General features: G+C 63.7%; 14 protein-coding genes and 1 pseudogene. 7 read left to right on the top strand and 8 right to left on the bottom strand.

The genetic code is table 11. From position 1 onward, the window contains the following. Positions 1–18 precede the first annotated feature (18 nt). Positions 19–1,095: an autotransporter domain-containing protein gene (locus tag ACJA3S_RS16435; protein WP_406819293.1), complete on the bottom strand. Its 1,077-nt coding sequence runs from the start codon at positions 1,093–1,095 to the stop codon at positions 19–21. Positions 1,096–1,539: 444 nt separating this feature from the next. On the opposite strand from ACJA3S_RS16435, the gene ACJA3S_RS16430 reads away from it, so the two are divergent. Then, complete coding sequence (locus tag ACJA3S_RS16430) at positions 1,540–2,532, top strand: endonuclease/exonuclease/phosphatase family protein (protein ID WP_406819292.1); 993 nt, start codon at positions 1,540–1,542, stop codon at positions 2,530–2,532. Between the two features lie 12 nt (positions 2,533–2,544). Here ACJA3S_RS16430 and ACJA3S_RS16425 read toward each other — a convergent pair whose 3' ends face one another. The 7 genes from ACJA3S_RS16425 to glgA form a co-directional block, all read right to left on the bottom strand. Next, on the bottom strand, positions 2,545–3,339 hold the full coding sequence (locus ACJA3S_RS16425; RefSeq protein WP_406819291.1) for an endonuclease/exonuclease/phosphatase family protein: 795 nt from the start codon (positions 3,337–3,339) through the stop codon (positions 2,545–2,547). Between the two features lie 177 nt (positions 3,340–3,516). Then, positions 3,517–5,670: a glycogen debranching protein GlgX gene (gene glgX, locus ACJA3S_RS16420; protein WP_406819290.1), complete on the bottom strand. Its 2,154-nt coding sequence runs from the start codon at positions 5,668–5,670 to the stop codon at positions 3,517–3,519. Positions 5,671–5,820: 150 nt separating this feature from the next. Beyond that, positions 5,821–6,117 (bottom strand): DUF2934 domain-containing protein, encoded by a 297-nt coding sequence (locus ACJA3S_RS16415; RefSeq protein ID WP_170030637.1) that lies wholly within the window; start codon positions 6,115–6,117, stop codon positions 5,821–5,823. A gap of 14 nt (positions 6,118–6,131) precedes the next feature. Continuing rightward, positions 6,132–8,906, bottom strand: a complete 2,775-nt coding sequence (locus tag ACJA3S_RS16410; RefSeq protein WP_406819289.1) for a malto-oligosyltrehalose synthase — start codon at positions 8,904–8,906, stop codon at positions 6,132–6,134. Then, complete coding sequence (gene malQ, locus ACJA3S_RS16405; RefSeq protein WP_406819288.1) at positions 8,903–10,972, bottom strand: 4-alpha-glucanotransferase; 2,070 nt, start codon at positions 10,970–10,972, stop codon at positions 8,903–8,905. Before malQ ends, ACJA3S_RS16410 begins: the two co-directional genes overlap by 4 nt. Beyond that, positions 10,969–12,711 carry a malto-oligosyltrehalose trehalohydrolase gene (gene treZ, locus ACJA3S_RS16400; protein ID WP_406819287.1) on the bottom strand — a complete coding sequence of 581 codons (1,743 nt, stop codon included), beginning with the start codon at positions 12,709–12,711 and terminating at the stop codon, positions 10,969–10,971. The genes malQ and treZ overlap by 4 nt, the downstream gene beginning before the upstream one ends. Before the next feature lie 14 nt (positions 12,712–12,725). Then, positions 12,726–14,288 carry a glycogen synthase GlgA gene (glgA, locus tag ACJA3S_RS16395; RefSeq protein ID WP_170030629.1) on the bottom strand — a complete coding sequence of 521 codons (1,563 nt, stop codon included), beginning with the start codon at positions 14,286–14,288 and terminating at the stop codon, positions 12,726–12,728. An 872-nt stretch (positions 14,289–15,160) separates the two neighbouring features. Here glgA and ACJA3S_RS16390 point away from each other — a divergent pair. The 6 genes and pseudogenes from ACJA3S_RS16390 to ACJA3S_RS16365 form a co-directional block, all read left to right on the top strand. Continuing rightward, positions 15,161–17,104: pseudogene (locus tag ACJA3S_RS16390) on the top strand (type VI secretion system Vgr family protein); the annotation flags it as partial. A 368-nt stretch (positions 17,105–17,472) separates the two neighbouring features. Next, complete coding sequence (locus ACJA3S_RS16385) at positions 17,473–18,876, top strand: hypothetical protein (protein WP_406819286.1); 1,404 nt, start codon at positions 17,473–17,475, stop codon at positions 18,874–18,876. Between the two features lie 9 nt (positions 18,877–18,885). Continuing rightward, complete coding sequence (locus ACJA3S_RS16380; protein ID WP_406819285.1) at positions 18,886–19,842, top strand: PoNe immunity protein domain-containing protein; 957 nt, start codon at positions 18,886–18,888, stop codon at positions 19,840–19,842. A 101-nt stretch (positions 19,843–19,943) separates the two neighbouring features. Further along, positions 19,944–20,684 (top strand): PoNe immunity protein domain-containing protein, encoded by a 741-nt coding sequence (locus ACJA3S_RS16375; protein ID WP_406819284.1) that lies wholly within the window; start codon positions 19,944–19,946, stop codon positions 20,682–20,684. A 15-nt stretch (positions 20,685–20,699) separates the two neighbouring features. Further along, a complete protein-coding gene (locus tag ACJA3S_RS16370) occupies positions 20,700–21,662 on the top strand; it encodes a PoNi-like cognate immunity protein (RefSeq protein WP_406819283.1) in 963 nt (320 codons plus the stop codon). A 54-nt stretch (positions 21,663–21,716) separates the two neighbouring features. Next, positions 21,717–21,974 (top strand): PAAR domain-containing protein, encoded by a 258-nt coding sequence (locus tag ACJA3S_RS16365; protein WP_406819282.1) that lies wholly within the window; start codon positions 21,717–21,719, stop codon positions 21,972–21,974. Positions 21,975–21,991: the final 17 nt, after the last annotated feature.

The following is a 21,991-nucleotide window of genomic DNA, read 5'->3' as shown; positions in this document are numbered from 1 at the left end:
CGAAAGGGCCGAACCTGCCTACCACCGCATCCGCACCCCAAGGCTGCCAATCAATCCGTTCAGGTCATTGTCATCCACGTCACTGCTGTAGTCGGCACTGACAAACAACGCCACCGCCGGCGTCACCCGCGCCACTAGCCCCAGGCCCAGTTCCACCGTGGTGGAGTAGCGCGAACTGGAGATCTTGTCGACCTGGTCCAGCTTCAGCTCATCGGCATTGCTGAAGTCATACCACACGTTGGTACGCACGTAGGGCTCGATCGGCATGCCGCGCACATCGTAGCGCCCGGACAAGCGGGCACCGACCCGGCCACTCCAGCTCGGCTGGCTGTCGAAGGCCTGCAAGGTCTCTTCCTGGGCCTGGTTGCCGGGGAAGAACTGCTGGTTGATCAACTGCGCCTGCGGCTCGATCACCCAGCCCCCACCCAGGCCGATGGGGATGCCGCCCTCCAGCGAGAGGGTCATGGCGTGGCCGCTGTCGTCCAGGCGCTGGCCATTCTCGCCGCGGCCGTTGATGTCTATGCGCGAGCCCATGGCCACGGCATCCAGGTGCCAGCCCTGTTCATGGGTCATGCTCCAGTAAACGCCCAGGCTCTCGCCGCTCAGGTTTACCGCGTTGCGTTGGTTGTCGCCCAGCCGCCGGCGCATGCCGTTGAAGTGGGTCTGCAGGCTGTTCTGGCCGACGAAGATGCCCGCACGGTGGACGTTGCCGGCTGCCGTTTCACGCACGAACAGGTCCGGGCCGATGGTCAGCTGCTGGCTGGGCGCCTCCAGCGGGTCCGGTGGCTGCGCGCCGCTGCGCGCGGGGCTGGGGAAGAACTGCGCCCACTGGCTGGCGTCCAGATCCGGTGCGGGTTGCCCGTGGCGCGCGCTCATGGCTTGTGAAAACGCATTCACGGTACCGATGCTCAAGCCGCTGGCGCTGACCGGGTCGAGCGATGGCTGCGGCGGCGCGAGTTGCTGCAGGAAGCCGGGCGCAGTGGGGTCATCCTGCAGTTCGTACGCGATCGTTTCCACCGGGGTTGCCAGAAGCAGCGACGTGGAAACCGCATAGAAAATGCTGTCGAAACGCGAGGGGTTCGAGGTGCTTTTCATGGCGCGGATCTCCTTGGTTTGTGGGTACAGCCTGGGACCTGGCCTGAGGTCACGAGCTGTACCGCAAAAACAGTGGGCGACCCAAACCAGCACGCCAGCTTTTGCGGACGCGCACGAAGGCGCGCACCACGGGGCAGGCGCGAAATGAGGACTACTGGTCAGGTTCAGCTAAGGAGAGTTCGCCGTTTGCGTCAAGAAAGTGTTAATTGTTTGTTCGTGTTTTGTTGGTGATCCTTACTAATTGTTTTTAAAGGTTTATTAATTCATATAGCCCTGTTGGCTATTACCTGGAAGCGCTCTATGACTAATCAGTGGAAAGCCGTCGGGCGGTAGCCTGCCTTCCCGACAAGGACCCCTTTCCTGCTGCTGGTCCGACAGGCACTCGCCGAATATCCGAGACCGACCGAATCACGGTCAGCCTCCGGTTTGCTAAAGGTGAATGTCATGAAATACAACGCTTTTTTGGCCGCTTCGGTGTTCAGCCTGGTTGCGTATCACAGCACCTCGCTTGCCCAACAACAGGATGAGCTCGCCATCGGAGCATGGAATATCGAGTGGCTGGGAAACGTGAAACCAGCCGCTCGGCCTGCGCAGGCGCCAGACGACATTGCCGCCTATATTGCGCATGCCAAGGTTGATGTGCTTGCCTTGTCAGAGATCTCGATTACCCGAAGCGAAGACGGCGCACCCGTCAATCGCCAGCTGGACGAAGCCTTTGCATTGCTGAACAGCCGCGGGGCGAGCTGGGAATACAAGCTCTTCGAGAAGCATCCCAAGGCATCCTCGCCCAAGGATCAGTGGACGGGGTTGGCCTGGAACAAGCAGCGCGTACAGCTCAGCGGTGGGCCATGGAGCGTTGCCGGCATGGACGAGCAACGACGTGTCGAACTGCTGGGCGAACGGTCAAGGGCAGTCCCGCTCAACCGCACGCCTTATGCCGTGAAGCTGTCGGCAGGAGCCGGCAAGAGCGACTTCCTGTTGGTGCCACTGCACTTGAAAGCCAACACCGGGAAAAACAGCGAAGCCCAGCGCGTCCTCGAGCTGCACCTGATACTCAAAGGCCTCGACGACGTACGCGCTGAGCATGCTGATGATGACCTGATACTGTTGGGTGACACCAACATGCTCAGCACTACCGAACCGGGGGCACAGTTATTACGTGACTACGGCATGCGGGATTGCAACAGTGCCGATCTCAACACCTGGCTGACGACCGATCCCGCTTACCTCGACGCCCCCTTCGACCGGATATTTGTCATGCGCGGCCAGCCGGAAACCGCACAGACCTGCGTGGTGCCCGATGCAGGTGGGCTCCCCTTCGAAATAGTCACACCTGACAGCTGGGTCGCTGGCATGACACCTCAGGCGTTCCGCCAGCGGCTGTCGGACCATCAGATGGTCAAAACCACCGTGCGAATCGGTGTTGACGATGACTGAGCGTACGCGCAATCAAAGTCGGACTTCCACGCTCAACGGCAAGTGGTCGGACAGGTGTGACCAAGGTTTGTGCCCCAGAATACGCGGGCCATGGCTTTGCGCATTGCGCAGGTAGATCCGGTCCAGGCGCAGCAGTGGCAAGCGGGCAGGGTAGGTGCGGGCGAGGTGGCCGTGATGGCGCTCGAAGGCTTCGTGCAGGTCGCGCTCCAGGCCCAGGGTACGGTTGCCGTGGGATTTCCAGTCGTTGAAGTCACCGGCGATGATCACCGGGGCGTCGCCGGGTAACGACTCGAGCAGCCTGCGCAGCAGTTGCAGTTGTTTCTGGCGATGGTTTTCCAGCAACGACAGGTGCACGCAGATGGCATGCACGTTGTGCTGCCCGGGGACGTCGAGAATGCAGTGCAGCAGGCCACGGCGTTCGGGGCCGGTGATCGATACGTCGAGGTTGCGGTGTTCGATGATCGGGTATTTGGAGAGCAGCGCATTGCCATGGTGGCCGTCGGGGTAGACCGCGTTGCGGCCGTAGGCAAAGTCGCTCCACATGCTGTCGGCAAGGAACTCGTACTGCGACGTCTGTGGCCAGCCGGGGTAGCGTGCCGCGTGGCGATCGTGGCTGCCGAGCACTTCCTGGAGGAACACGATATCGGCCTGGGTGCTGCGCACCGCCTCGCGCAGCTCCGGCAGGATGAAGCGCCGGTTGAAGGCGGTGAAGCCCTTGTGGGTATTCACCGTCAGTACCCGCAGGCGCTTCACGGCCGGGGCCTGGTTGACGCTGGCGAAACCTTTACCGCCGGCTTCGGGGTTCACGGTGGCTCCTCAGATAACGGTTTACACACTTCAGTGTAGGGGCGGCCTTGCGTCGCGAAAGGGCCGCCCGGCAGCCCCCGTTTCCAGCCGCATGCCAAGCCGGGCCGGGGCTGCCCTGCGGCCTTTTCGCGACACCAGGCCGCTCCTACACAAAGGACCCATGCCGGTGGTACAGGTTCATTCCTCGTCGCGCTGCAGTACCATCAGCAACAACGACCGCCCCTTGACCTCGAAGCTGCTGTCGAACTGCAGGTGCTGGCCCTTGCGCAGCTCCGGCCGGTCGGTATCGACCAGGCAGCTCCAGTAATCGCCTTCAGGCACGCTCGGCAGTTTGAACGGCACGATGTCATGGTGCGCGTTGACGATCAGCAGCATGGTGGCTTCGGCGCCTGGCCGGGCAATGCCACTGACCTGGGCACGGCCATCGATCAGCATGCCCAGGCAGCGCCCGTGCGGGTCTTCCCACTGCTCCACGCTCATCTCGCTGCCGTCCGGTGCCAGCCAGGTCACGTCCTTGACCCCGATGGCTTCATTGTAGTCACCCACCAGGAAGCGCGAACGGCGCAGTACCGGGTAACTGAGGCGCAGCCGGGTCAAGCGCTTGACGAACTTCAGCAACTCCTGGCCTTCTTCGTCCAGCTCCCAGTTCACCCAGCCGATTTCGCTGTCCTGGCAGTAGGCATTGTTGTTGCCGTGCTGGGTACGGCTGAACTCGTCGCCGGCGACGATCATCGGCGTGCCCTGGGCGAACAGCAAGGTGGCGAAGTAATTGCGCATCTGCCGCATGCGCAGGGCATTGATCGCCGGGTCCTGGGTAGGCCCCTCGACACCGCAGTTCCACGACAGGTTGTTGTCAGTGCCGTCCTGGTTGTTCTCGTCGTTGTCCTCGTTGTGCTTCTCGTTGTACGACACCAGGTCGCGCAAGGTGAAGCCGTCGTGGGCGGTGATGAAGTTGACCGACGCGTACGGCCGTCGGCCGCGGTTGTTGAACATGTCGCCGGAGGCGGTCATGCGCGCGGCGAAGTCGGCCAGCTGGCCCTCGTCACCTTTCCAGAACGCCCGCATGGTGTCGCGGAAGCGGTCGTTCCACTCTGCCCAGCCCGGGGCGAAATTGCCCACCTGGTAGCCACCCGGGCCGCAGTCCCAGGGCTCGGCGATCAGCTTGACCTGGCGCAGCAGCGGGTCCTGGCGGCAGGCGACGAGGAAGCTGTGGCGCTCGCTGTAGCCATCATGGTAGCGGCCGAGGATGGTCGCCAGGTCGAAGCGGAAGCCGTCGACATGCATCTCGCCGGCCCAGTAGCGCAGTGAATCGGTGACCAGTTGCAGCACGCACGGATGGCTGAGGTCCAGCGTGTTGCCGGTGCCGGAATCGTTGATGTAATAGCGCTTCTGGTCAGGCATCAGCCGGTAGTACGAGGCATTGTCGATACCGCGCATCGACAGCGTGGGCCCCAGCTCGTTGCCCTCGGCGGTGTGGTTGTAGACCACGTCGAGAATCAGCTCCAGCCCGGCGTCGTGCAGGTGCGCGACCATTTCCTTGAACTCGGCGATCTTGCCACTGGCCAGGTAGGCCGGGTGGGGGGCGAAGAAGGCGATGGTATTGTAGCCCCAGTAGTTGTTCAGGCCTTTCTGCAGCAGGTGCTGGTCGTTGACGAAGGCATGGATCGGCAGCAGCTCGATGCTTGATACCCCCAGCTCCTTGATGTGCCCGAGCAGCTCGTCGTTGGCCAGGCCGCCGAAGGTGCCGCGCAGGTGTTCCGGCACGGCGGGGTGGCGCATGCTGATGCCCTTGGTGTGGGCTTCGTAGATGATGGTGCGCTCCCAGGGGATCTGCACGCGCTCATCGCGGCCCCAGGTGAACGCCGGGTCGATGACCTTGCACTTGGGCACGAACGGCGCACTGTCGCGCTCATCGAACGACAGGTCGCCGTCGGGGTGGCCGATGGTATAGCCGAACAGCGCTTCGGACCATTTCAGCGCGCCGACCAGTTGTTTGGCGTAAGGGTCGATCAGCAGCTTGTTGGGGTTGAAGCGATGGCCGTTCTCCGGCTCGTACGGGCCATGCACGCGATAGCCGTAGATCAGGCCAGGGTGCGCGTCGGGCAGGTAACCGTGATAGATCTCGTCGGTGTATTCCGGTAGTTCGATGCGTTCGACTTCCTTTTCCCCGGTCGGGTCGAACAGGCACAGCTCGACCTTGGTGGCGTTGGCCGAAAACAGGGCGAAGTTGACGCCCAGCCCGTCCCAGGTGGCGCCGAGGGGGAAGGGCAGGCCTTCGCGGATGCGCGAGGGGGCAACGGAGCGGGTTTTCTTGGGCGTGCGCGGGCTCATGACGGTCCTCGAATGGCCGGGTGGTGGAAACGGAACGATGGATGGCTGGGCCGGCCTTTCGCGGGTACGCCCGCTCCCACAGGGGTTTCCCCAGCCACTAGCCAGCACAGGCTTGTGGCTGCGGGCTTGGCGCGAAGGGCCGCTAGCGGCTCAGCCGGCGGTGGGTTTCTTCACCGCACGTGGTTTCTTCGCTGCAGCCGGCTTGACGCCCGGCAACGCCGCTACCTTGGGCTCGGCGGGCGCCTTGGGCGCTGCCGCTGCTTTCGGCTTGGCCGCTACCTTGGCTTTGCCGGCGGCCTTGGGCTTGGCCTCGGGGGCCAACGCCTCGGCTTCGGCAAGCTTGCGTGCCATGTCCCAATGGCGGCTTTCCTGGCCCTCCGGTTTGCCCTCCGATTCCCAGATCTGGTAGGCGAATTCGCGTACTCGTTTTTCATCGACACTCATCACGACGCTCCTGAATGCTAGGCATGTTCGATCAACAGGTTGACTGGGAACTCCGACAGCACGGCGCTCAACATCAACTCTCTAACAGGGCTGACAACGGCACCGCCAAAAAGTCCAGTCGAATTGGCAGGCGACAAGGCAAACGGCAAAGTTACCCGGGTGTCGTCCCAGTTCTGCGCCGGGATCAGGGGTATGGGGGCTGCGCCCAGCAGGCTACTGGCCAGGCGTGGCGCGATGATGACGGCGCGCTGGCCTTCGCCCAGGCGGGCGAACGCCAGTACCTTGTCGGCGTGGCGGCCCTGCACGGTCAGCGGCAGGTAGGCGCCACGGCGGAACAGCTCGGCGTTGGCCTGGCGGCAGTCGAGCACGCGGGCAATCAAGGCCTGCTTGATACGGCCGTCCTGCCAGTGCGCCAGCAACTCGGCCAGCGGCGTGGCGTCGTCCAGGCTGTTGCGCCGGGCGGCGTAATCCACGGGCCGGCGGTTGTCCGGGTCGACCAGGCTGAAGTCCCAGTATTCGTTGCCCTGGTACAGGTCCGGCACACCGGGCGTGGTCATGCGCAGCAGGGCCTGCACCAGGCCGTTGAGTGCGCCGGGGCAGGCCAGCAGCTGCGCGGCTTCGGCCAGCGAGTTGCGCAACTGCTGGTTCTCGCTGTCCAGCAGCAGGCCGTCGACATAACCCGCGCAGGCAGCCTCATAAGCCTCGTTCGGTGCGCTCCAGCTGCTGCGCAGCTTGGCTTCACGCACGGCCTTCTGCTGCCATTGGCGAATGCGCTCGGCGTACTGGCGCAAGCCATGGTCATCATGCGGGTCGAGCTCCAGCGGCCAGCTGCCGAGCAAGGTCTGCAACAGCATCAGCTCGTCGCCGGGGCTGGGCGCCGGGCCGTCGTCCAGCGGCACGCGCAACGGGCTGGCCAGCTCGCGCCAGTGCTCCACCCGGCTGGCCAGCCACGGGCCGCGCTCGCTCAGCACCGCCAGGCGCGCGCGGGTGTCTTCGCCGCGTTTGTGGTCATGCGTGGCGGTGGCCAGCAAGTTGTCGGGGAAGTCGCGCAGGCGCCGCTGCGCCTCGTTGTGGAAGTGCTCGGGCGGGGCGCTGAAACGCTCGGCCTCGAAACCGACGTCGTTGCGCGACAGCAGCCGGGCGCTGCGGTAGAAGGCCGTGTCTTCCACGGCCTTGGCGGCGCTGGGGGCGGTCAATTGCTGGAAGCGCACGCAGGCGTGGCGTAGTTGCTTGCGCGCATGGCCCGCTGGCAGCGTGCGCCAGGCCTGCCCGCCCAGCCACTGCTCGAGTTGCTCCAGGAGCGGCCAGTCGGCCTCGCTGAGGTCTTGCCGGGCGTTGGCCAGCGCCTGCTGGAAGAACGCTTCGTCTTGCGCCGGGCGGCCGCAGGCGTTGAAGTAGGTGCGGTACACCGGGTAATGCGCCACCAGCGCCTGCAAGGCACGGCGGATCGCGCCCAAGGTCAGGTCGCGGGTCATCAGGTCGTTGCGCGCCACCTGCAACAGCGCCTGGGCCACCGACTCGCAGTCCCCGGCCAGGCTGGCATTGAGCACCAGGTGGCGCGCCTGGCGCACTTCTTCGCTGAAGGCAGGGCGCTCGGTCACGTTGGCCCACAGCTCGGTCAGCGTGGTCTCGCCAGCGGGGTCATGCTGCAGCAGCGATACCTGGTTCATGAACTCGTAGCCGGTGGTGCCGTCGGTCAGCCAGTCGCGGTGCAGGTGCTCGTCGGCGCCGAGGATCTTTTCCACGTAGATCGGGAAATGCTCCAGCGCCGCGTGCAGCGGGCGTCGCGCCAGCAAGCCAGCGACCCGCCGGCGCAATTTGCGGCAGTAGCCACGCGGGTCGGCCAGGCCGTCGATATGGTCGATGCGCAGGCCATCCACCAAGCCGCGCTCGATCAGCTCGAAGAGCTTGGCATGGGTGGCCTCGAACACCACTGCGCGTTCGACGCGCAGGCCGCCGAGTTCGTTGATGTCGAAAAAGCGCCGCCAGTTGATGTCGTCGGCAGCGGTGCGCCAGCTGGCCAGGCGGTAGGTCTGGCGCTCCAGCAGCAGGTGCAGGCGCCGCAAGCCAGCCTCGCTGCGGCTGTCGAAGGCCAGCAGGGCCGCTTGCAGGTCGGCGCCTTCGCCCACCAGGCGGGCCAGCTCGGCATGCAAGGGCAGGGCGTCGGCCAGCGGGTCGGGTGATGCGTTGAGGGCGGTGAAATGTTCGGCCAGGGCCTTCAGCGCCGGTTCCGGGCTCAAGGCCAGAATCCAGCCGTAATCGGCCGGGCAGATCGGGAACCGGTGCTGGTAATGGGCGATGTGCAGCACACCTTGCTGCGCGTCGAATTGCAGCGGAATTTCACCCTGCTTCAAGGCCACGCCGTAGTCGCTGCCAAGGAATGGCAGCAGCAACTGCCCGGCCAGCAACGGGTCGCTGGAGTGCCACTGGATGTCGAAGAACTGCGCATACGGGCTGCGCCGGCCCCAGGCCAGCAGGCTTTGCCACCACGGGTTGTCGGCACCGCCGACGGCCATGTGGTTGGACACCGTGTCGAGGATCAGCCCCATGCCGTGCTGGCGCAGGGCTGCGACCAGCCGCACCAGGGCTGCTTCGCCGCCCAGTTCCGGGTTGACCTGGGTCGGGTCGACCACGTCGTAGCCATGGCGCGAACCGGCGCGGGCCTTGAGGATGGGTGAGGCATACAGGTGGCTGATGCCCAGCTGGGCGAAGTACGGCACCAGCGGCACGGCGTGGTCGAGGGTGAAGTCACTGTGAAACTGCAGGCGCAGGGTCGCGCTCAGGGCTTTCATCGGTCACGCTCCCAGGCTTGCTCGCGGGCCTGGGCCAGCAGCTCGATACGCCGGGCGGCATCGGCATCATCGAGCAGCTCACGCACTGGCCGGGCAAAGCGCCGGCGCCAGTTGGGGTGGCCTTCGGTGGTACCGGGCAGGTTGGGTTGCTCGTCGCAGCCCAGCAGGTCTTCGAGGGGGACCAGCACCAGCGGGGCGCGGGTGTGGCCAACATAGCGAATGGCGGCGTCGATCACGGCGTCGTTGTCCTCAAGCAGGCCATAGTTGGATTCCAGTGTGCGCCGCAGGCCAGCGTGTTCTTTCTGCCGGTCATGGCGCCAATGCAGTTCGGTAGCGGCATCGATCAGTTGCAGGCGGTGGCTCCAGTCGATATCGCGGTTTTCCAGCCAGCCGGCCAGCGGCGCCAGGTCGTGGGTGCCGGTGGTGGCCAGGGCGTTGTCCGGCCAGTCCAGAATCGGCGTGAAGTTGCCGGGCGAGGCTTGCTCGAACGGCAGCACCCGCATGCCCAGTACGTTGCGCCTGGCCAAGGCTTCGCGTAGCCCTTCGGGTACGGTGCCGAGGTCTTCGCCAAGGATCACCGCGCCGTGGCGCATCGACTCCAGCGCCAGCAGGCGCAGCAGGTCGTCCAGCGGGTATTCGAGGTAGGCCCCTTCGCTGGGCTTGGCCCCACGCGGGATCACCCACAACCGGCGCAGGCCCATCACATGGTCGATCCGCAGCCCGCCGGCATGCGCCAGGTTGGCCCGCAGCATCTCGATGAAGGCGCGGTAGCCGTTGCGTTTCAGGCCTTCCGGGGAGAAGCCGCAGATACCCCAGTCCTGGCCCGATCGGTTGAGGATGTCCGGTGGTGCTCCCACGGTGAGGTTGGCCAGCAGCTCGTCCTGGCGGCTCCAGGCCTGGCTGCCGGCGCCGTCGGCACCCACCGCCAGGTCGGCGATCAGGCCGACCGCCATGCCATTGCCGCGCGCGGCTTCCTGGGCGCGTTGCAGGCTGCGTTCGCTCAGCCACTGGCAGAACGCATGGAACTCGATGCGCGCCGGGTAACTGGCGGCAAAACTCTGCACTTCGGCGTGGTAGGGGTCGCGCCAGGCCTCTGGCCAGTTGCGCCAGTCGGCGCCGAGGCCCTGGTCGACCGCCTCGGCCTGCAGCACTTCGAAGCGGCAATGGTGTTCCAGCGCTTCGCCGGCGGCCTCGCGGAAACTGTCGAAGTCGCTTCGCTGCGGGTGGTCGCCTTGGCTGAAGTCCTGGTACAGCGCCTGCAACAGCCGGCGACGGGCTTCGGCTGCACGCGGCCAGTCCACCAGCGGCTCCTGCTCCAGCGCTTCCAGCGCCTGTTCCAGGCCGCATGCTTCCACGGCCTGGCGCACGGCGCGCTCGCCGAGGATGGCCGCCGGGCTGGCGTACAGGCTGTTGAGCAGCAGCCGGCTGGAGGGGGAGTAGGGGCTGTAGTGGTGCTGGTCGAATGCCGAAAGCGCGTGGATCGGGCTGATAGCCAGGGCGTCGGCGCCGCGTTCGGCGGCGCTGCGGGCCAGTTGTTCAAGGGCCATGCAGTCGCCATAGCCACCATCGCCTGGGCGACGCAGGCTATATAGCTGCACCGAGATGCCCCAGCAGCGCGCAGGCGCTTGGCTGACCCGCTCATGCAGTGCCACGCAACCGGCCGGTGCCACGGCCAGGGTGAAGGCATGGCCTTCGATCTGTAGTTGGTGGTAACCCGGTGGCAGCTGGCCAGGCAGCCGGCCCTGGGCATCCAGCTGCAATTGCAACGGCGCCCCGTCCTCCAGGTTGCAGTGCACCGGGCTGCCGCCGGCGAAGTAGCGGTCGAGCGCCAGCGCCTGGCCGACATCTGCGGTGAGCAGGGGTGGCACATGCTCGGCATCATCGCTGTGCGCGAGGCTGGCCAGGCTGTCACGTACCTGGGCATCGTCTGCGCAGCCATGGCCAAGGGCTTCCAGTACCCGGCGCAATACATCGTCACTGACTTGCTGGGGGCGGTTGTTGGCGTCGACCCAGTCGCGGGCCAGCCCGGCCTGGCGTGCCAGCTGGTGTAGCAAAGGTTCGCTCATGGCGTCTCCGGGCTGGGCGGCAGCAGGCTGACCACGCAGCTGTAGGGCGAAAGGGTGGCGTCCGAGTGGGCGTTGGCGCTGCTGTCGAACAACCGTAGCCCGGCCTGCGGCAGGGCCACGGGCTGGGGTTGGTCTGCCAGGTTCAGGTCGATGTGCAGGGTGCTGCCATCACCCAGGCGCCAGCTGGCGCTCAGCGCCTTGGTACCGAGCACCTTGGCACCCAGCGCACGCGTGCCGGGCAGGCGTGGCAGCAACTGCTGGCGGCGGATTGTCAGCAACTGCTGATAGAGCCCATGCCAGCCGGCGAGCACGTCGTGCCTGTCTGGCCGTGAGCGTTCAAAGGTCTGCAAGGCGTTCGGGTCGGGAATGCGGGCGCGCTGTTCGGGGTCGGCAAAGGCCGGGAAATGGGCGAATTCGCCGCGCCGGCCTTCACGTACGGCGTCGGCCAGTTCGTCGTGAAAATCGGTGAAGAACAGGAAGGGCGCGCGGCTGCCATCATCGTCGCCCATGAACAGCAGCGGGATCATCGGGCTCAGCAACAGCAAGGCGGTCGCCGCGCGCAACGCCGCAGGCGGGCACAGCACGCTCAGGCGCTCGCCCAAAGCCCGGTTGCCGATCTGGTCGTGGTTCTGCAAGAACAACACGAAAGCGCTGGGGGCGAGGTGGCCACTCGGCTCGCCCCTGGGCTGGCCGTGGCGATTGGCTTCGCCCTGGAACACGAAACCTTCGCCCAGGCAGCGGGCCAGCTTGTCGATCGGCTGGTGCTTGTAGTCTTCGTAGTAGCCTTCGGTTTCGCCGGTCAGCAGCACGTGCAGGGCGTTGTGGCCGTCGTCGTTCCACTGCGCGTCGAAGCCTTGTTCCAGCAGAAAGGCCTGGTTGTGTTCGTTTTCCAGTACCAGCCATACCTGGCGGCCGGGTTCGACCGCGGCGCGCACCCGTTGCGCCAGCTCGACGAGGAAATCCGGCTGGTCGATGGCATGCACCGCATCCAGGCGCAGGCCGTCGAAGCGGTACTCGCACAGCCACATCAGGGCGTTCTGGATGAAGTATTCGCGCACCTGCGGGCGCCGGAAGTCGATGGCCGCGCCCCAGGGCGTCTGGCGGTCTTCGCGAAAGAACGGGCTGGCGTACTGGTGCAGGTAATTGCCGTCCGGGCCGAAGTGGTTGTACACCACGTCGAGCATCACCATCAGGCCATGGCCGTGTGCCTGGTCGATCAGCTGGCACAGTTGCTGCGGGGTGCCATAGGAATGCTGGGCGGCGAAAGGCAACACACCGTCATAGCCCCAGTTGCGTGCCCCGGGGAACTGGCCTATCGGCATCAGTTCGATGGCGGTGATGCCGGTGGCGGCCAGGCGTGGCAGCACGCTGGCCACGCCTTGGTAGCCACCCAGCACACCCACGTGCAGTTCCTGGATCACGGCTTCGTGCCAGGGCCGGCCTTGCCAAGGGTGCTGCCATGGATAGGCGGCGATATCCACCAGCTGGCTTGGGCCATGGACACCGTCGGGCTGGTAGCGCGACGCAGGGTCGGCCACCTGCAGCTGCCCGTCGATCCGGTAGTGATAGTTGTCGCCTGCCCGGGCCGGGGCGACTCCGCTGTACCAGCCATCCTCAGCGGGCAACAACTCTATCGCCGGCTGCTGCTCGAGTTCCACGCTCACGCTGCGCGCATCGGGTGCCCAGAGGGCGAAGCGCGCCGACGTGGCGTCCAGCAAGTGTGCGCCATGCCTGTGCATCTTCGATCCCTCTCTCAGTAGTAGGCCAGGTGGGCCTGGCGGACCAGATCCTCATACAGGCGGGCATAGGGTTCCACGGCCTGGCACCAGTTGAACGGCTGGGTCATCGACAGGCAGCGCATGGCGTTGAGCAGGTCTTTCTTCTGGTACACATAGAAGGCGCGGGCAAGCGCTTCGCGGTAGCTTTCCACGGTCGATTCATCGAACAGGAAGCCGGTGACCCCGTTCTCGATGGTGTCGGCCAGCCCGCCGGTGTTGCGCGCCACCGGCAGCGAGCCGAAGCGCTGCGCATACATCTGGCTGAGGCCGCAGGGCTCGTAGCGCGACGGCATCAGCAGGAAGTCGCTGCCGGCGAACATGCGCCGCGCATCGGTTTCGTTGAAGCCGATGCGCACGCCGATGCGCCCCGGGTGGCGCAGCGCCAGTTCGCGCATGGCCTGTTCTTCTTCCGGTTCGCCGCGGCCGATGATCGCGATCTGGCCACCTTGTTCGACGATGTAGTCGGCCACGCCCAGGGTCAGGTCCAGGCCTTTCTGGTAGACCAGGCGCGACACCACGGCGAACAGCGGCCCCTCGGACGGCTGCAGCTGGAACAGCTCGCGTACCTCGCGGGTATTGCGCGCCTTGCCTTCCCAGTCATTGATGCTGAAGTTGTGCTGCAGGTGCTTGTCGGTGGCCGAGTCCCAGCTTTCGTCGATGCCGTTGGGGATGCCACCCAGCAGGCCTTGCTGGGCTTTGCTGGCGAGGAAGCCATCCAGGCCGCAGCCGAATTCCGGGGTGGTGATTTCCTGGGCGTAGGTGGCGCTGACCGTGGTGATGTGGCTGGAGTAGGCCAGGCCGGCCTTGAGGAACGACAGCTTGCCGTAGAACTCCATGCCTTCCTGCTGCATGGCGTGGTCGGGGATCGCCAGTTCCGGGCTGCAGCCGCGGCTGTATACGCCCTGGTAGGCCAGGTTGTGGATGGTGAACAGGGTTGGGGTGTTCAGGCCGCGCCAGTGCATGTAGGCAGGCGCCAGCCCGGCAGGCCAGTCATGGGCGTGCACCAGTTCGGGCTTCCAGTGGATCATGCCTTCGCCCGCGGCGATCTCGGCGGCGGCCAGGCCCAGGCGGGCGAAGCGGATGTGGTTGTCCGGCCAGTCGCGGCCGTTGTCGGCAGCATAGGGGGTGCCAGCGCGCTGGTACAACTCGGGGCAGATCAGCACATAGATGACCAGCCCGTCGGGCAGGTCCATGCGGCCGATCTTGCACGGCGGCAAGGCGGCATGGCCGCTCAGTTCGCCGACGATGTGGATGGGGTTGTCGCTCTCCACCACTTGCGGGTAGCCCGGGATCAGCACCCGTACGTCATGCAGATGCCCCAGGGCCCGCGGCAGGGCAGCAGAAACGTCGCCCAGGCCGCCGGTCTTCACCAGGTCGGCGATCTCCGAGGTGACGAACAGGATCTTGCGCTTGTTGGGGTTGTGCTGGCGGCGCTGGGCGCCGGGTGCCTTGCCTGTCGTGGCGAAATCCGGGGTGACCGATTCGCGATTGTCCGAGGTAAAGGTGTCTACGTGAGGCTCGACAGCGGCACTGATCATACTTCTCTCCGTCCCTATGCTTTGGTCGGGTGCTGGCACCCGTGGCGATATCTCGTGTTGGTTCTCTCTGATGCTGAATGCTGCGTAGTGCTTCCATGCCCCTGAGTCGTGCGCGCAGGCACAGCGCGATCGGCATTCCCGCCAAAAGCGATTGGACTGGTTGGGATGGGTGGGCCGAGCCAGGGAATGCCCCTTGCGTTTGGCCTACTTAGTTCCTGACCTGCCGGCTTTCCTGAAAGTTCGACTTTTTTTCGTCACTCTTCCGATGAGCAAATGGCGGGCCGAAACCCGAGTGTAGGAGAGAAAAAGGGGGAAAGGTGACCCACTGGTCACTAAGGTGACGCCGCACGCTAGACGCAAACGTTGGCGTATGTGAGCGGATGTGTATGCCTGCGGGCGTGCAGGGCCCGGTGCGCAAGGCATGCCCCAATCAGGCAACGCTTGCACCGGTATGGTGCATTTTGTCGCTTCGCCCTGGGCTCGCTGCTGCCGGGCGATTGTGCACCGTCCTGTAGCGGGGCGATGCCCTGCACCATGACGAGTCGCCGGACACTTTGAGAAGTTGACGAGTTATATATTTAGGTAAATAACGCGCTGATAAAAAGTTTGTAGGTGAGTACTTTAGGAAATTGCCTACGACACGCCCCTGTTTATTAAACCCATCGTTCCTTTTATATCGGGCCAGAACCGTTTAAGTTGTTCTTCAGTCACTGCCCCATCCTAGAAGTTGTCATGGGTTGAAACCCGAAACGCCACGTTCTACGCGGTTTGTAGCCTGACGGCTGGCCAATTTGATTCGACGTTCTCATCTTGCAGAAGGCCAGGGTGTGGTTGTTTTTCGCCGATAAACAGCATGGCGGGTAGAGCAACTCATGAAACAGTCTGACCTACGCTTCGGTTTTCAGGCGCTCGCCGCGCACAGCGAATTCGAAGTGGTTTCATTCAAGCTGGAGGAGAGCCTCAACCAGCCATTTGTGTTGAACCTGGAACTTGTCAGCTACGAAAGTGATATCGACTTCGGCCACCTGCTCGACAAGCCGGCGCTGTTCACCCTTTATTGCGCCGACCGGCCCGTGCGCCACGTGCATGGCTTGGTCAGCGCCTTCAGCCAGGGCGAAACCCGCTTTTCTCGCACGCGCTACCACGCCGTGGTCGAACCGCAGCTGGCCCGCGCCCGGTTGCGTTCGAACTGGCGCATCTTCCAGCAGAAAACCGTGCCGCAGATTCTTGAACTGATGTTCAAGCGCCAAGGTATCAACCGCTTCGAACTGAACAGCTGCGCCGAGCACCAGGTACGGGAGTTCTGTGTCCAGGCGGGTGAAACCGACCTCGACTTCATTCATCGCCTGGCCGCTGAAGAAGGGTTTGTCTACCGCTTCGCCCACTGTGCCAAGCAGCACACGCTGATCGTCACCGACCGCCTGCTTTCGTTCGGGCTGCTTAGCCGGGGCGCGCTCAAGCGCGAAGATGACGGGGGACTTTGCCAGGATGAGGTCGATGTCGGCCCCGATCAGGTGCTGTACCACGCCGACAGTGGCGGCGACCAGGCCCGCGCCTGCCTGCGGCGCTTGCGCTACTGCGAGCAGGTGCGTACGGCGCGGCAGGTGCAGCGCGACTACACCTTCACCCACCCCGCCTATCGCCAGGAGCACAGGGCGCAGGCCAGTAACGTCACGCACCAGTCCCTGGACTACGAACGCTTCGATTACCCGGGGCGCTACAAGCGCGATGCAGTGGGCAAGCCCTTCACCGAAACACGGCTGACGGGCTTGCGCCACGATGCCTGCCTGGCCGAAGTGCAGGGCGATGACGTGCGTCTGCAACCGGGCCTGAGCTTCACCCTGGTCGGCCACCCACGGCAAGACCTCAATGTGCACTGGCGCGTGGTCAGCCTGTGTCATCAGGGGTCCCAGCTCACCAGCCTGCAGGAACAGGCCGCCGGCGCCGAACAAGGCACCCACTATGTGAACGATGCGCTGCTGGTGCAGGGCATGGCCGAGTGGCGCCCGGCACCCGTGGCCAAGCCGCGCATCGATGGCCCGCACATGGCCACCGTGGTCGGCCCGCCGGGCGAGGAGATCTACTGCGACGAATGGGGCCGGGTCAAGGTCAGCTTCCCCTGGGACCGGGAGAGCGAAGGCAACGAGTTCAGCTCCTGCTGGGTGCGGGTGTCGCAAGGCTGGGCCGGTGGCAGCTGGGGCTCGATGGCCATCCCGCGTATTGGCCAGGATGTGATTGTCCAATACGTCAATGGCGACCCCGACCAACCGATCGTCACCGGGCGCACCTACTGCGGTGACCAGCTACCGCCGTACGACCTGCCGCAACACAAGACCCGCATGACCATCAAGAGCCAGACCCATAAGGGCACTGGCTTCAACGAGCTGCGCTTCGAAGACGAACTGGGGCGGCAGGAAGTATTCATTCATGCCGAGCGTGACCAGAACAACGTCGTCAAGCACAACGAAACCACGCTGATCGGCAATGACCGTAGCGAGCGCGTCGAGCATGACGAAGTGGTGCACATAGGCGGCAACCGCAGCGTCAAGGTGGGCGCCAGCAAAAGCGAGACGGTCGCCCTTGGCAAGATCGAAAGCGTTGGCCTGGGCAAGGTGCTGGCGGTTGGTGGCGCGCTGAGCGTGAGCGTCGGCCTCGAGGCCAGCGAGCAGGTGGCACTGGACAAGCGCGTGCAGGTTGGCGGGCAATTGCGGGTCGACAGCCAGGACGACGTGTCGATCACCAGCCATCGCGGCCACGTGCATATCGACAGCCGCACGTCGCTGACCCTGAGCTGTGGCGGGGCCTTTATCAAGCTGGCCGATGGCCGCATCGAAATCGGCTGCCCCGAGCCACTGCTGCTCCATGCCATCGCCAAGGTCAAGGCGCCGGCACGCTACGGTGAGCCGCCTGCCCCGGTACAGGACGATATCGAGTTTCGCCTGGTGCACGCCGACGGTACGCCGATCGCCGGCACGGCCTACGTGGCGAGCTTGTCCGATGGTACCCAGCGCCAGGGCGTGGTCGACCAGAACGGCTATGCCCGCCTGGCTGGGGTCACTCCCGGCTGCAGCGCCCAGGTGCGGTATGAGGTAGGCCCAGGCCCGCTGCAACTGACCACCGCGACCGAGCTGGATGCTGCCTTGCAGGCTCTGCTTGCCGGCTGCACCTCGGCAGGTGGCCAGGCATGAGTTCGACAGCGGACTGGCTGGATGAAGCGGTCGACAAAGTGGCCGGCGGCTTTGCCTGGCTGCGCGACCTGGTGCTTGGCGAGTTTGCCGAGGAGCGGCCACTGAGCGTGGTCATTGCCGACATGCTGCTGTCGCTGGTGCCGGGGGTGGTGATCGTGCTCAGTGCCCGTGACCTGGCCGCGGTGTGCCTGCGTCTGGGCAGGCGCTACACGGCGGATGGCAGCCAAGTAGCGGCGCAGCCGCCGGAATGGCAGGAGTGGGTATTGCTGGTGGCCTGCCTGATCACCTTGATCGCCCCGATCATTGGCGCCGTGGTCGGGGCGGCGGGCACCGCGGTGGGCTCGGTGGCAGGGGCACTGGTTGGGCAGGAAGCGGCGGCGTTTCTGCGTGGGTTGTGCCTGCTGTTGATTCGTGAAAGCCAGGTCATCTTGCAGGCCGTGGTTGCGTTTCTCGGCAAGTTCACCCGCGGCAGCGTGGAGTTCTGGCTGCGCCAGGTCCGGTTCGCCAGCTATGAAAAGGACCTGCTGGCCTACCTGGACCAGTTTCTGGCCAAGGTCATTGCGGCGACGGTAAAGCTGCGCAGTTACCTCGGCAACTGGCCGTTCAACCAGGCGGCCTCGCGCCTGTTGGTGCGGCTGCAGGCCATGGAAGCGCAGTTCTACGCGGTGCAGGTGCATGCCGTGCGGGAAATCCCGCATGCGCTGATGCAGCTCGATGCCAGGCTGGCCAAGGTACTGGAACAGGCCAGCGACCTGCCTGCGCAGGTGGCGCATGCCGGGGTGCATGCAGCAAAGCCGGTGCCCATGGCCATGAGTGGTGGGCGGGTGACGTCTGGCATTGGCATGCGCCCGCGTTACCTGGAGCGCCCCGAAGGTGTGCTCGGCCCGCCGGTGCCCACGTCACCGCCAGTGGCTGCGCATGGCGCCAATGTGCACACCTTCGATCACGCGACGGCGACCCGGACGCAGAAGGGTATTTACGGGGAAGTGGTCAGTGATCAGTACATGCTCGGCAAGGGCCACGAAAACCTGTTGTCGGCGGCGCGGGGGCCGCGCAGCCTGGAAATGAAACCCACTGGGCGCGGGCTGGATGGTGTCTATCGTAATGCCCATCCGCCACCGCCGTTCATTATTACCGAGACCAAGTATCGAACGGGGGGCGTGTTTTCGCCGGGGAGTTTGCCGGTTACGAAGGGGAGTAAGGGATATCCGAGTGCCAGGCAGATGAGTGATGCGTGGATACTCCCAAGGCTTGCGGATGAAGTTGGGGAAAGAAGAGCGGCAGTAATGTATCAGGAAGGCTATGAACGTTGGTTAATGATAGTTGATGAGCGTGGTGCGGTAACTCAAATATCTAAACTTGATAAAAATGCGCGAGTGGTCGGCGAAGTGGCAATTTAGGGGGCGGCAATGAAAAAATTTGATGAAATTAAGCGTGAGCCTTTACTTCAAGAGGCAGCTTTTAAGGATAGTCTATCCTTTTGGAAGGAATTTTATTTTGAGCGGCAGGCAGAATCTTTTCTTTCTATTGAAAGGCCGGATTATGTGAACGTTGAGGGGTTGAGTTGGAGTTGGTGCTTCGGTTCCTTGCAGTTGTTGGTGGGCCTCTATTCGGGAGGAGAAGCCATTGATTCGCTACGCCCCTATGCTGAGCATATGTTTTCCCAGTTTCAGCGTCATAAGCAGGCCTATCCGGATTTCTCGCTGAAGCTATGGGAGTCAGATGCCTACCAGTTTGCTCTTTGGCTTTTGTCTTTGGCGGTGCTGTTGAATATGCCGGGGCGGATAGAGCAGGTCGCAGGTTATATAAGTGATAATGCCGAGGACGGCCAGGATTTGCTTTTGAGGCAACTTTTTGCCAGGGTTGGCATTGCTTTGGCTGGGAATGATCTGATAAACAAACGGCCCTATGCAGAGTTGCTTAATGCCATAAATGCTCAAGGTGATGAGCAGCAACAAGCTTTACGCAGCTATCTAAAACAATGGTATCGCGGCATGCGTAACTGCTATTGGCATGACCGTCATAGACGACGGAGCGATGCCGGCTTCTTTGGCTACTGGGCATTCGAGGCTGGGATGGTTACGGTGTTGTGGGACGTCGACGACGCGCCCTACAGAAATTTACCTTATTACCCTAAAGATTTGGTTGACTATGCGCGTGAGCGTCAGGTCATTCAAACCTTTCCCCGGAGTCTTCAAACTGCGACTTATTCGGATGCGATTGCCAAATCAGGAGAGCTTTGTCCTCGGACTGGGGTGTGGGTCTGCGACGATTGGGTCGTGGGGCCTCAAACATTTATGCAAGGCGTTGAAATGCCCGCTGACGAGGGACGTATCTTGACTTGGCGCTTGGTAAAGGGCCTATAAGGGCTGATCTGACCGGGTCGCCTATTTTGCAGGTGAGCGTGGCCGTCTGAATCCATTGGGTGTGAATGATGTGTCGATTCGATCAGTGTAAGCGTGAACCATTGCTGCAAGAAGCAGCTTATCTCGATAGTGTTTCTTTTTGGAAGGAAAAATATGTCGAACGACAGGCTGATACTTTTCTTAAAATTAAGCGTCCCGAATATGTAAACGTTAAGATGTTGAGCTGGAGGTGGTGCTGGCAAACTGTGCATTTGCTTGTGGCTCTTTATTCAGGTGGTGAGCCCATCAAGTCGCTTGAATTCTACGCGGAGCACATGTTCAACCAGTTCCAGCGTCACAAACGCTCTTATCCCGATTTTTCTTTGAAGCTATGGGAGCCCGACGCCTACCAGTTCGCACTTTGGCTGCTGTCCCTCGCTGTGCTGTTGGATATGCCTGAGCGCATCGAACAGATCGCCGGTTACATCAGTGACGACCCGGATCACGGTCAAGACTTGCTGATTCACCAGCTGTTTACCCGAGTCGGCATCAACCTGCCCGGTCAGGCAATGGTTCACCCGCGCCCCTACGCAGACTTGCTGCAAGCCTTGAGCGGCGAACAGGCCGAACAGCAACAGGCCATGCGCAGCTATCTGAAGAAATGGTACCGAGGCATGCGCAATTGCTATTGGCATGATCGCCACAAAGCCCGAAGCGATGCCGGCTTTTTCGGCTACTGGGCCTTCGAGGCCGGTTTGGTCACATTGTTGTGGGGTATCGACGATACGCCTTACCGCGACTTGCCCTATTACCCCAAAGACCTGGTCGATCACGCCCGACAGCGCCCGGCTTGCCTGGGTTAGCGTGGAGGAGGGCCAATGGGCCACTTTGACAGCATCAAGCGCGACCCGTGGATGGTCGAGCAGCACTATCGGGCCTCGACCCATGAAAAGGAACAGGAATTCGCCGACCCGGACACCCAGGCCTTGCTGGCCGGCCCCGCCGAGCACAGGCACCACTACCGGGGGCTTAGCCGCGACTGGGCGCACATGGCTTTGGAGCTAGCCATCCAGCGCTACTCCGGTGGCGAGCCGATGGAACTGGTGGAGGCCTATGTCGATTACGCGTTCGCCCAGTTCGCCCGGCATTTTTCCGCGTACCCGGCAGCCAGCGAGCAATTGCGCCCGTGGGTGGCGGACGACTACCGGCTTGCCCTGTGGCTGCTGTCGCTGGCGGTGCTGTGCGGTTACCCCGAGCGGGTCGGCCAACTGCTGGGCTGGCTGAACCAGGCCGACGAGCGCAGCCCCGACCTGCTGCTGCATCGGCTGTTCCAGCGCCTGGGCAAGGCGTATCCAGGCACTTCGTTGCTTCACCCCGAGCCCTACGCCACGTTGCTGGACAGCCTCGATCTACGTGGCCCCGCGCAACAGGACGCAATCACGCGCTACCTCGGCCAGTGGTACGCCGAGGCGCACGGCTGTTACTGGCACGAGCGCCATGCGCGGGCACGCGGTGACCACCTGGGCTATTGGGCATTCGAAGCGGCGCTGGTGGCGTTTCTATGGTCGGTGCAAGGTGATGCCCTGCAAAACGCGCCGCAGTTCTACCCAAAGGCACTTGTCGACCGGGCCCATTACCGGCGGCTGGGCAAGCAGTTCCGCGACCCGGAAACCGCCAGGCGCGAGGATGCCCCCGGCTGGCCATCCGGCACCCCCTGCCCATGGCCCGGCCACTACACCTGCGTCGAGCGCGCGCTGGGTGAGCAGGTGTTCATGCACCAGGTACCTTTCCCCGAAGTCGATGGCCAGGTCGTGCACTGGCGGTTGTCGAGAACGTTCTGATTGAGGCCGCCGGCACCGGTGCCCGGCGCGTCATATGAGCAAGGAGTCGCAACAATGCCTGCCATCGTTCTGCTGGGCCACGCTCACCATTGCCCGCTGTGCGGCCCGACCAGTGTCAGCAGCGGTTCCAGCCTGTTCTTCGTCAACGGCAGGGCCGCAGCCAGGGTTGGCGACCGGCTCGGGTGTGGGGCGCTGATCACCAGCGGCTCGGCACTGATGATGGAGGACGGGCAGCCGTTTGCCAGGGTCGGCGATACCACCAGCCATGGCGGCGTACTGGAAAATGGCGATAACAGCTGGCTGCTTGATTAAGCGATGTGGGAGCGGTT

It is taken from the genome of Pseudomonas sp. KnCO4 (assembly GCF_045344305.1).
Lineage (GTDB): Bacteria > Pseudomonadota > Gammaproteobacteria > Pseudomonadales > Pseudomonadaceae > Aquipseudomonas > Aquipseudomonas anuradhapurensis.
This window is presented reverse-complemented; position numbering and strand designations above follow the sequence as displayed.

Coding starts and splice junctions, on each gene's coding strand:
- ACJA3S_RS16435 (WP_406819293.1), bottom strand. CDS start 1,095: ATGAAAAGCACCTCGAACCCCTCGCGTTTCGACAGCATTTTCTATGCG.
- ACJA3S_RS16430 (WP_406819292.1), top strand. CDS start 1,540: ATGAAATACAACGCTTTTTTGGCCGCTTCGGTGTTCAGCCTGGTTGCG.
- glgX (WP_406819290.1), bottom strand. CDS start 5,670: ATGAGCCCGCGCACGCCCAAGAAAACCCGCTCCGTTGCCCCCTCGCGC.
- ACJA3S_RS16410 (WP_406819289.1), bottom strand. CDS start 8,906: ATGAAAGCCCTGAGCGCGACCCTGCGCCTGCAGTTTCACAGTGACTTC.
- malQ (WP_406819288.1), bottom strand. CDS start 10,972: ATGAGCGAACCTTTGCTACACCAGCTGGCACGCCAGGCCGGGCTGGCC.
- treZ (WP_406819287.1), bottom strand. CDS start 12,711: ATGCACAGGCATGGCGCACACTTGCTGGACGCCACGTCGGCGCGCTTC.
- glgA (WP_170030629.1), bottom strand. CDS start 14,288: ATGATCAGTGCCGCTGTCGAGCCTCACGTAGACACCTTTACCTCGGAC.
- ACJA3S_RS16385 (WP_406819286.1), top strand. CDS start 17,473: ATGAGTTCGACAGCGGACTGGCTGGATGAAGCGGTCGACAAAGTGGCC.
- ACJA3S_RS16380 (WP_406819285.1), top strand. CDS start 18,886: ATGAAAAAATTTGATGAAATTAAGCGTGAGCCTTTACTTCAAGAGGCA.
- ACJA3S_RS16370 (WP_406819283.1), top strand. CDS start 20,700: ATGGGCCACTTTGACAGCATCAAGCGCGACCCGTGGATGGTCGAGCAG.
- ACJA3S_RS16365 (WP_406819282.1), top strand. CDS start 21,717: ATGCCTGCCATCGTTCTGCTGGGCCACGCTCACCATTGCCCGCTGTGC.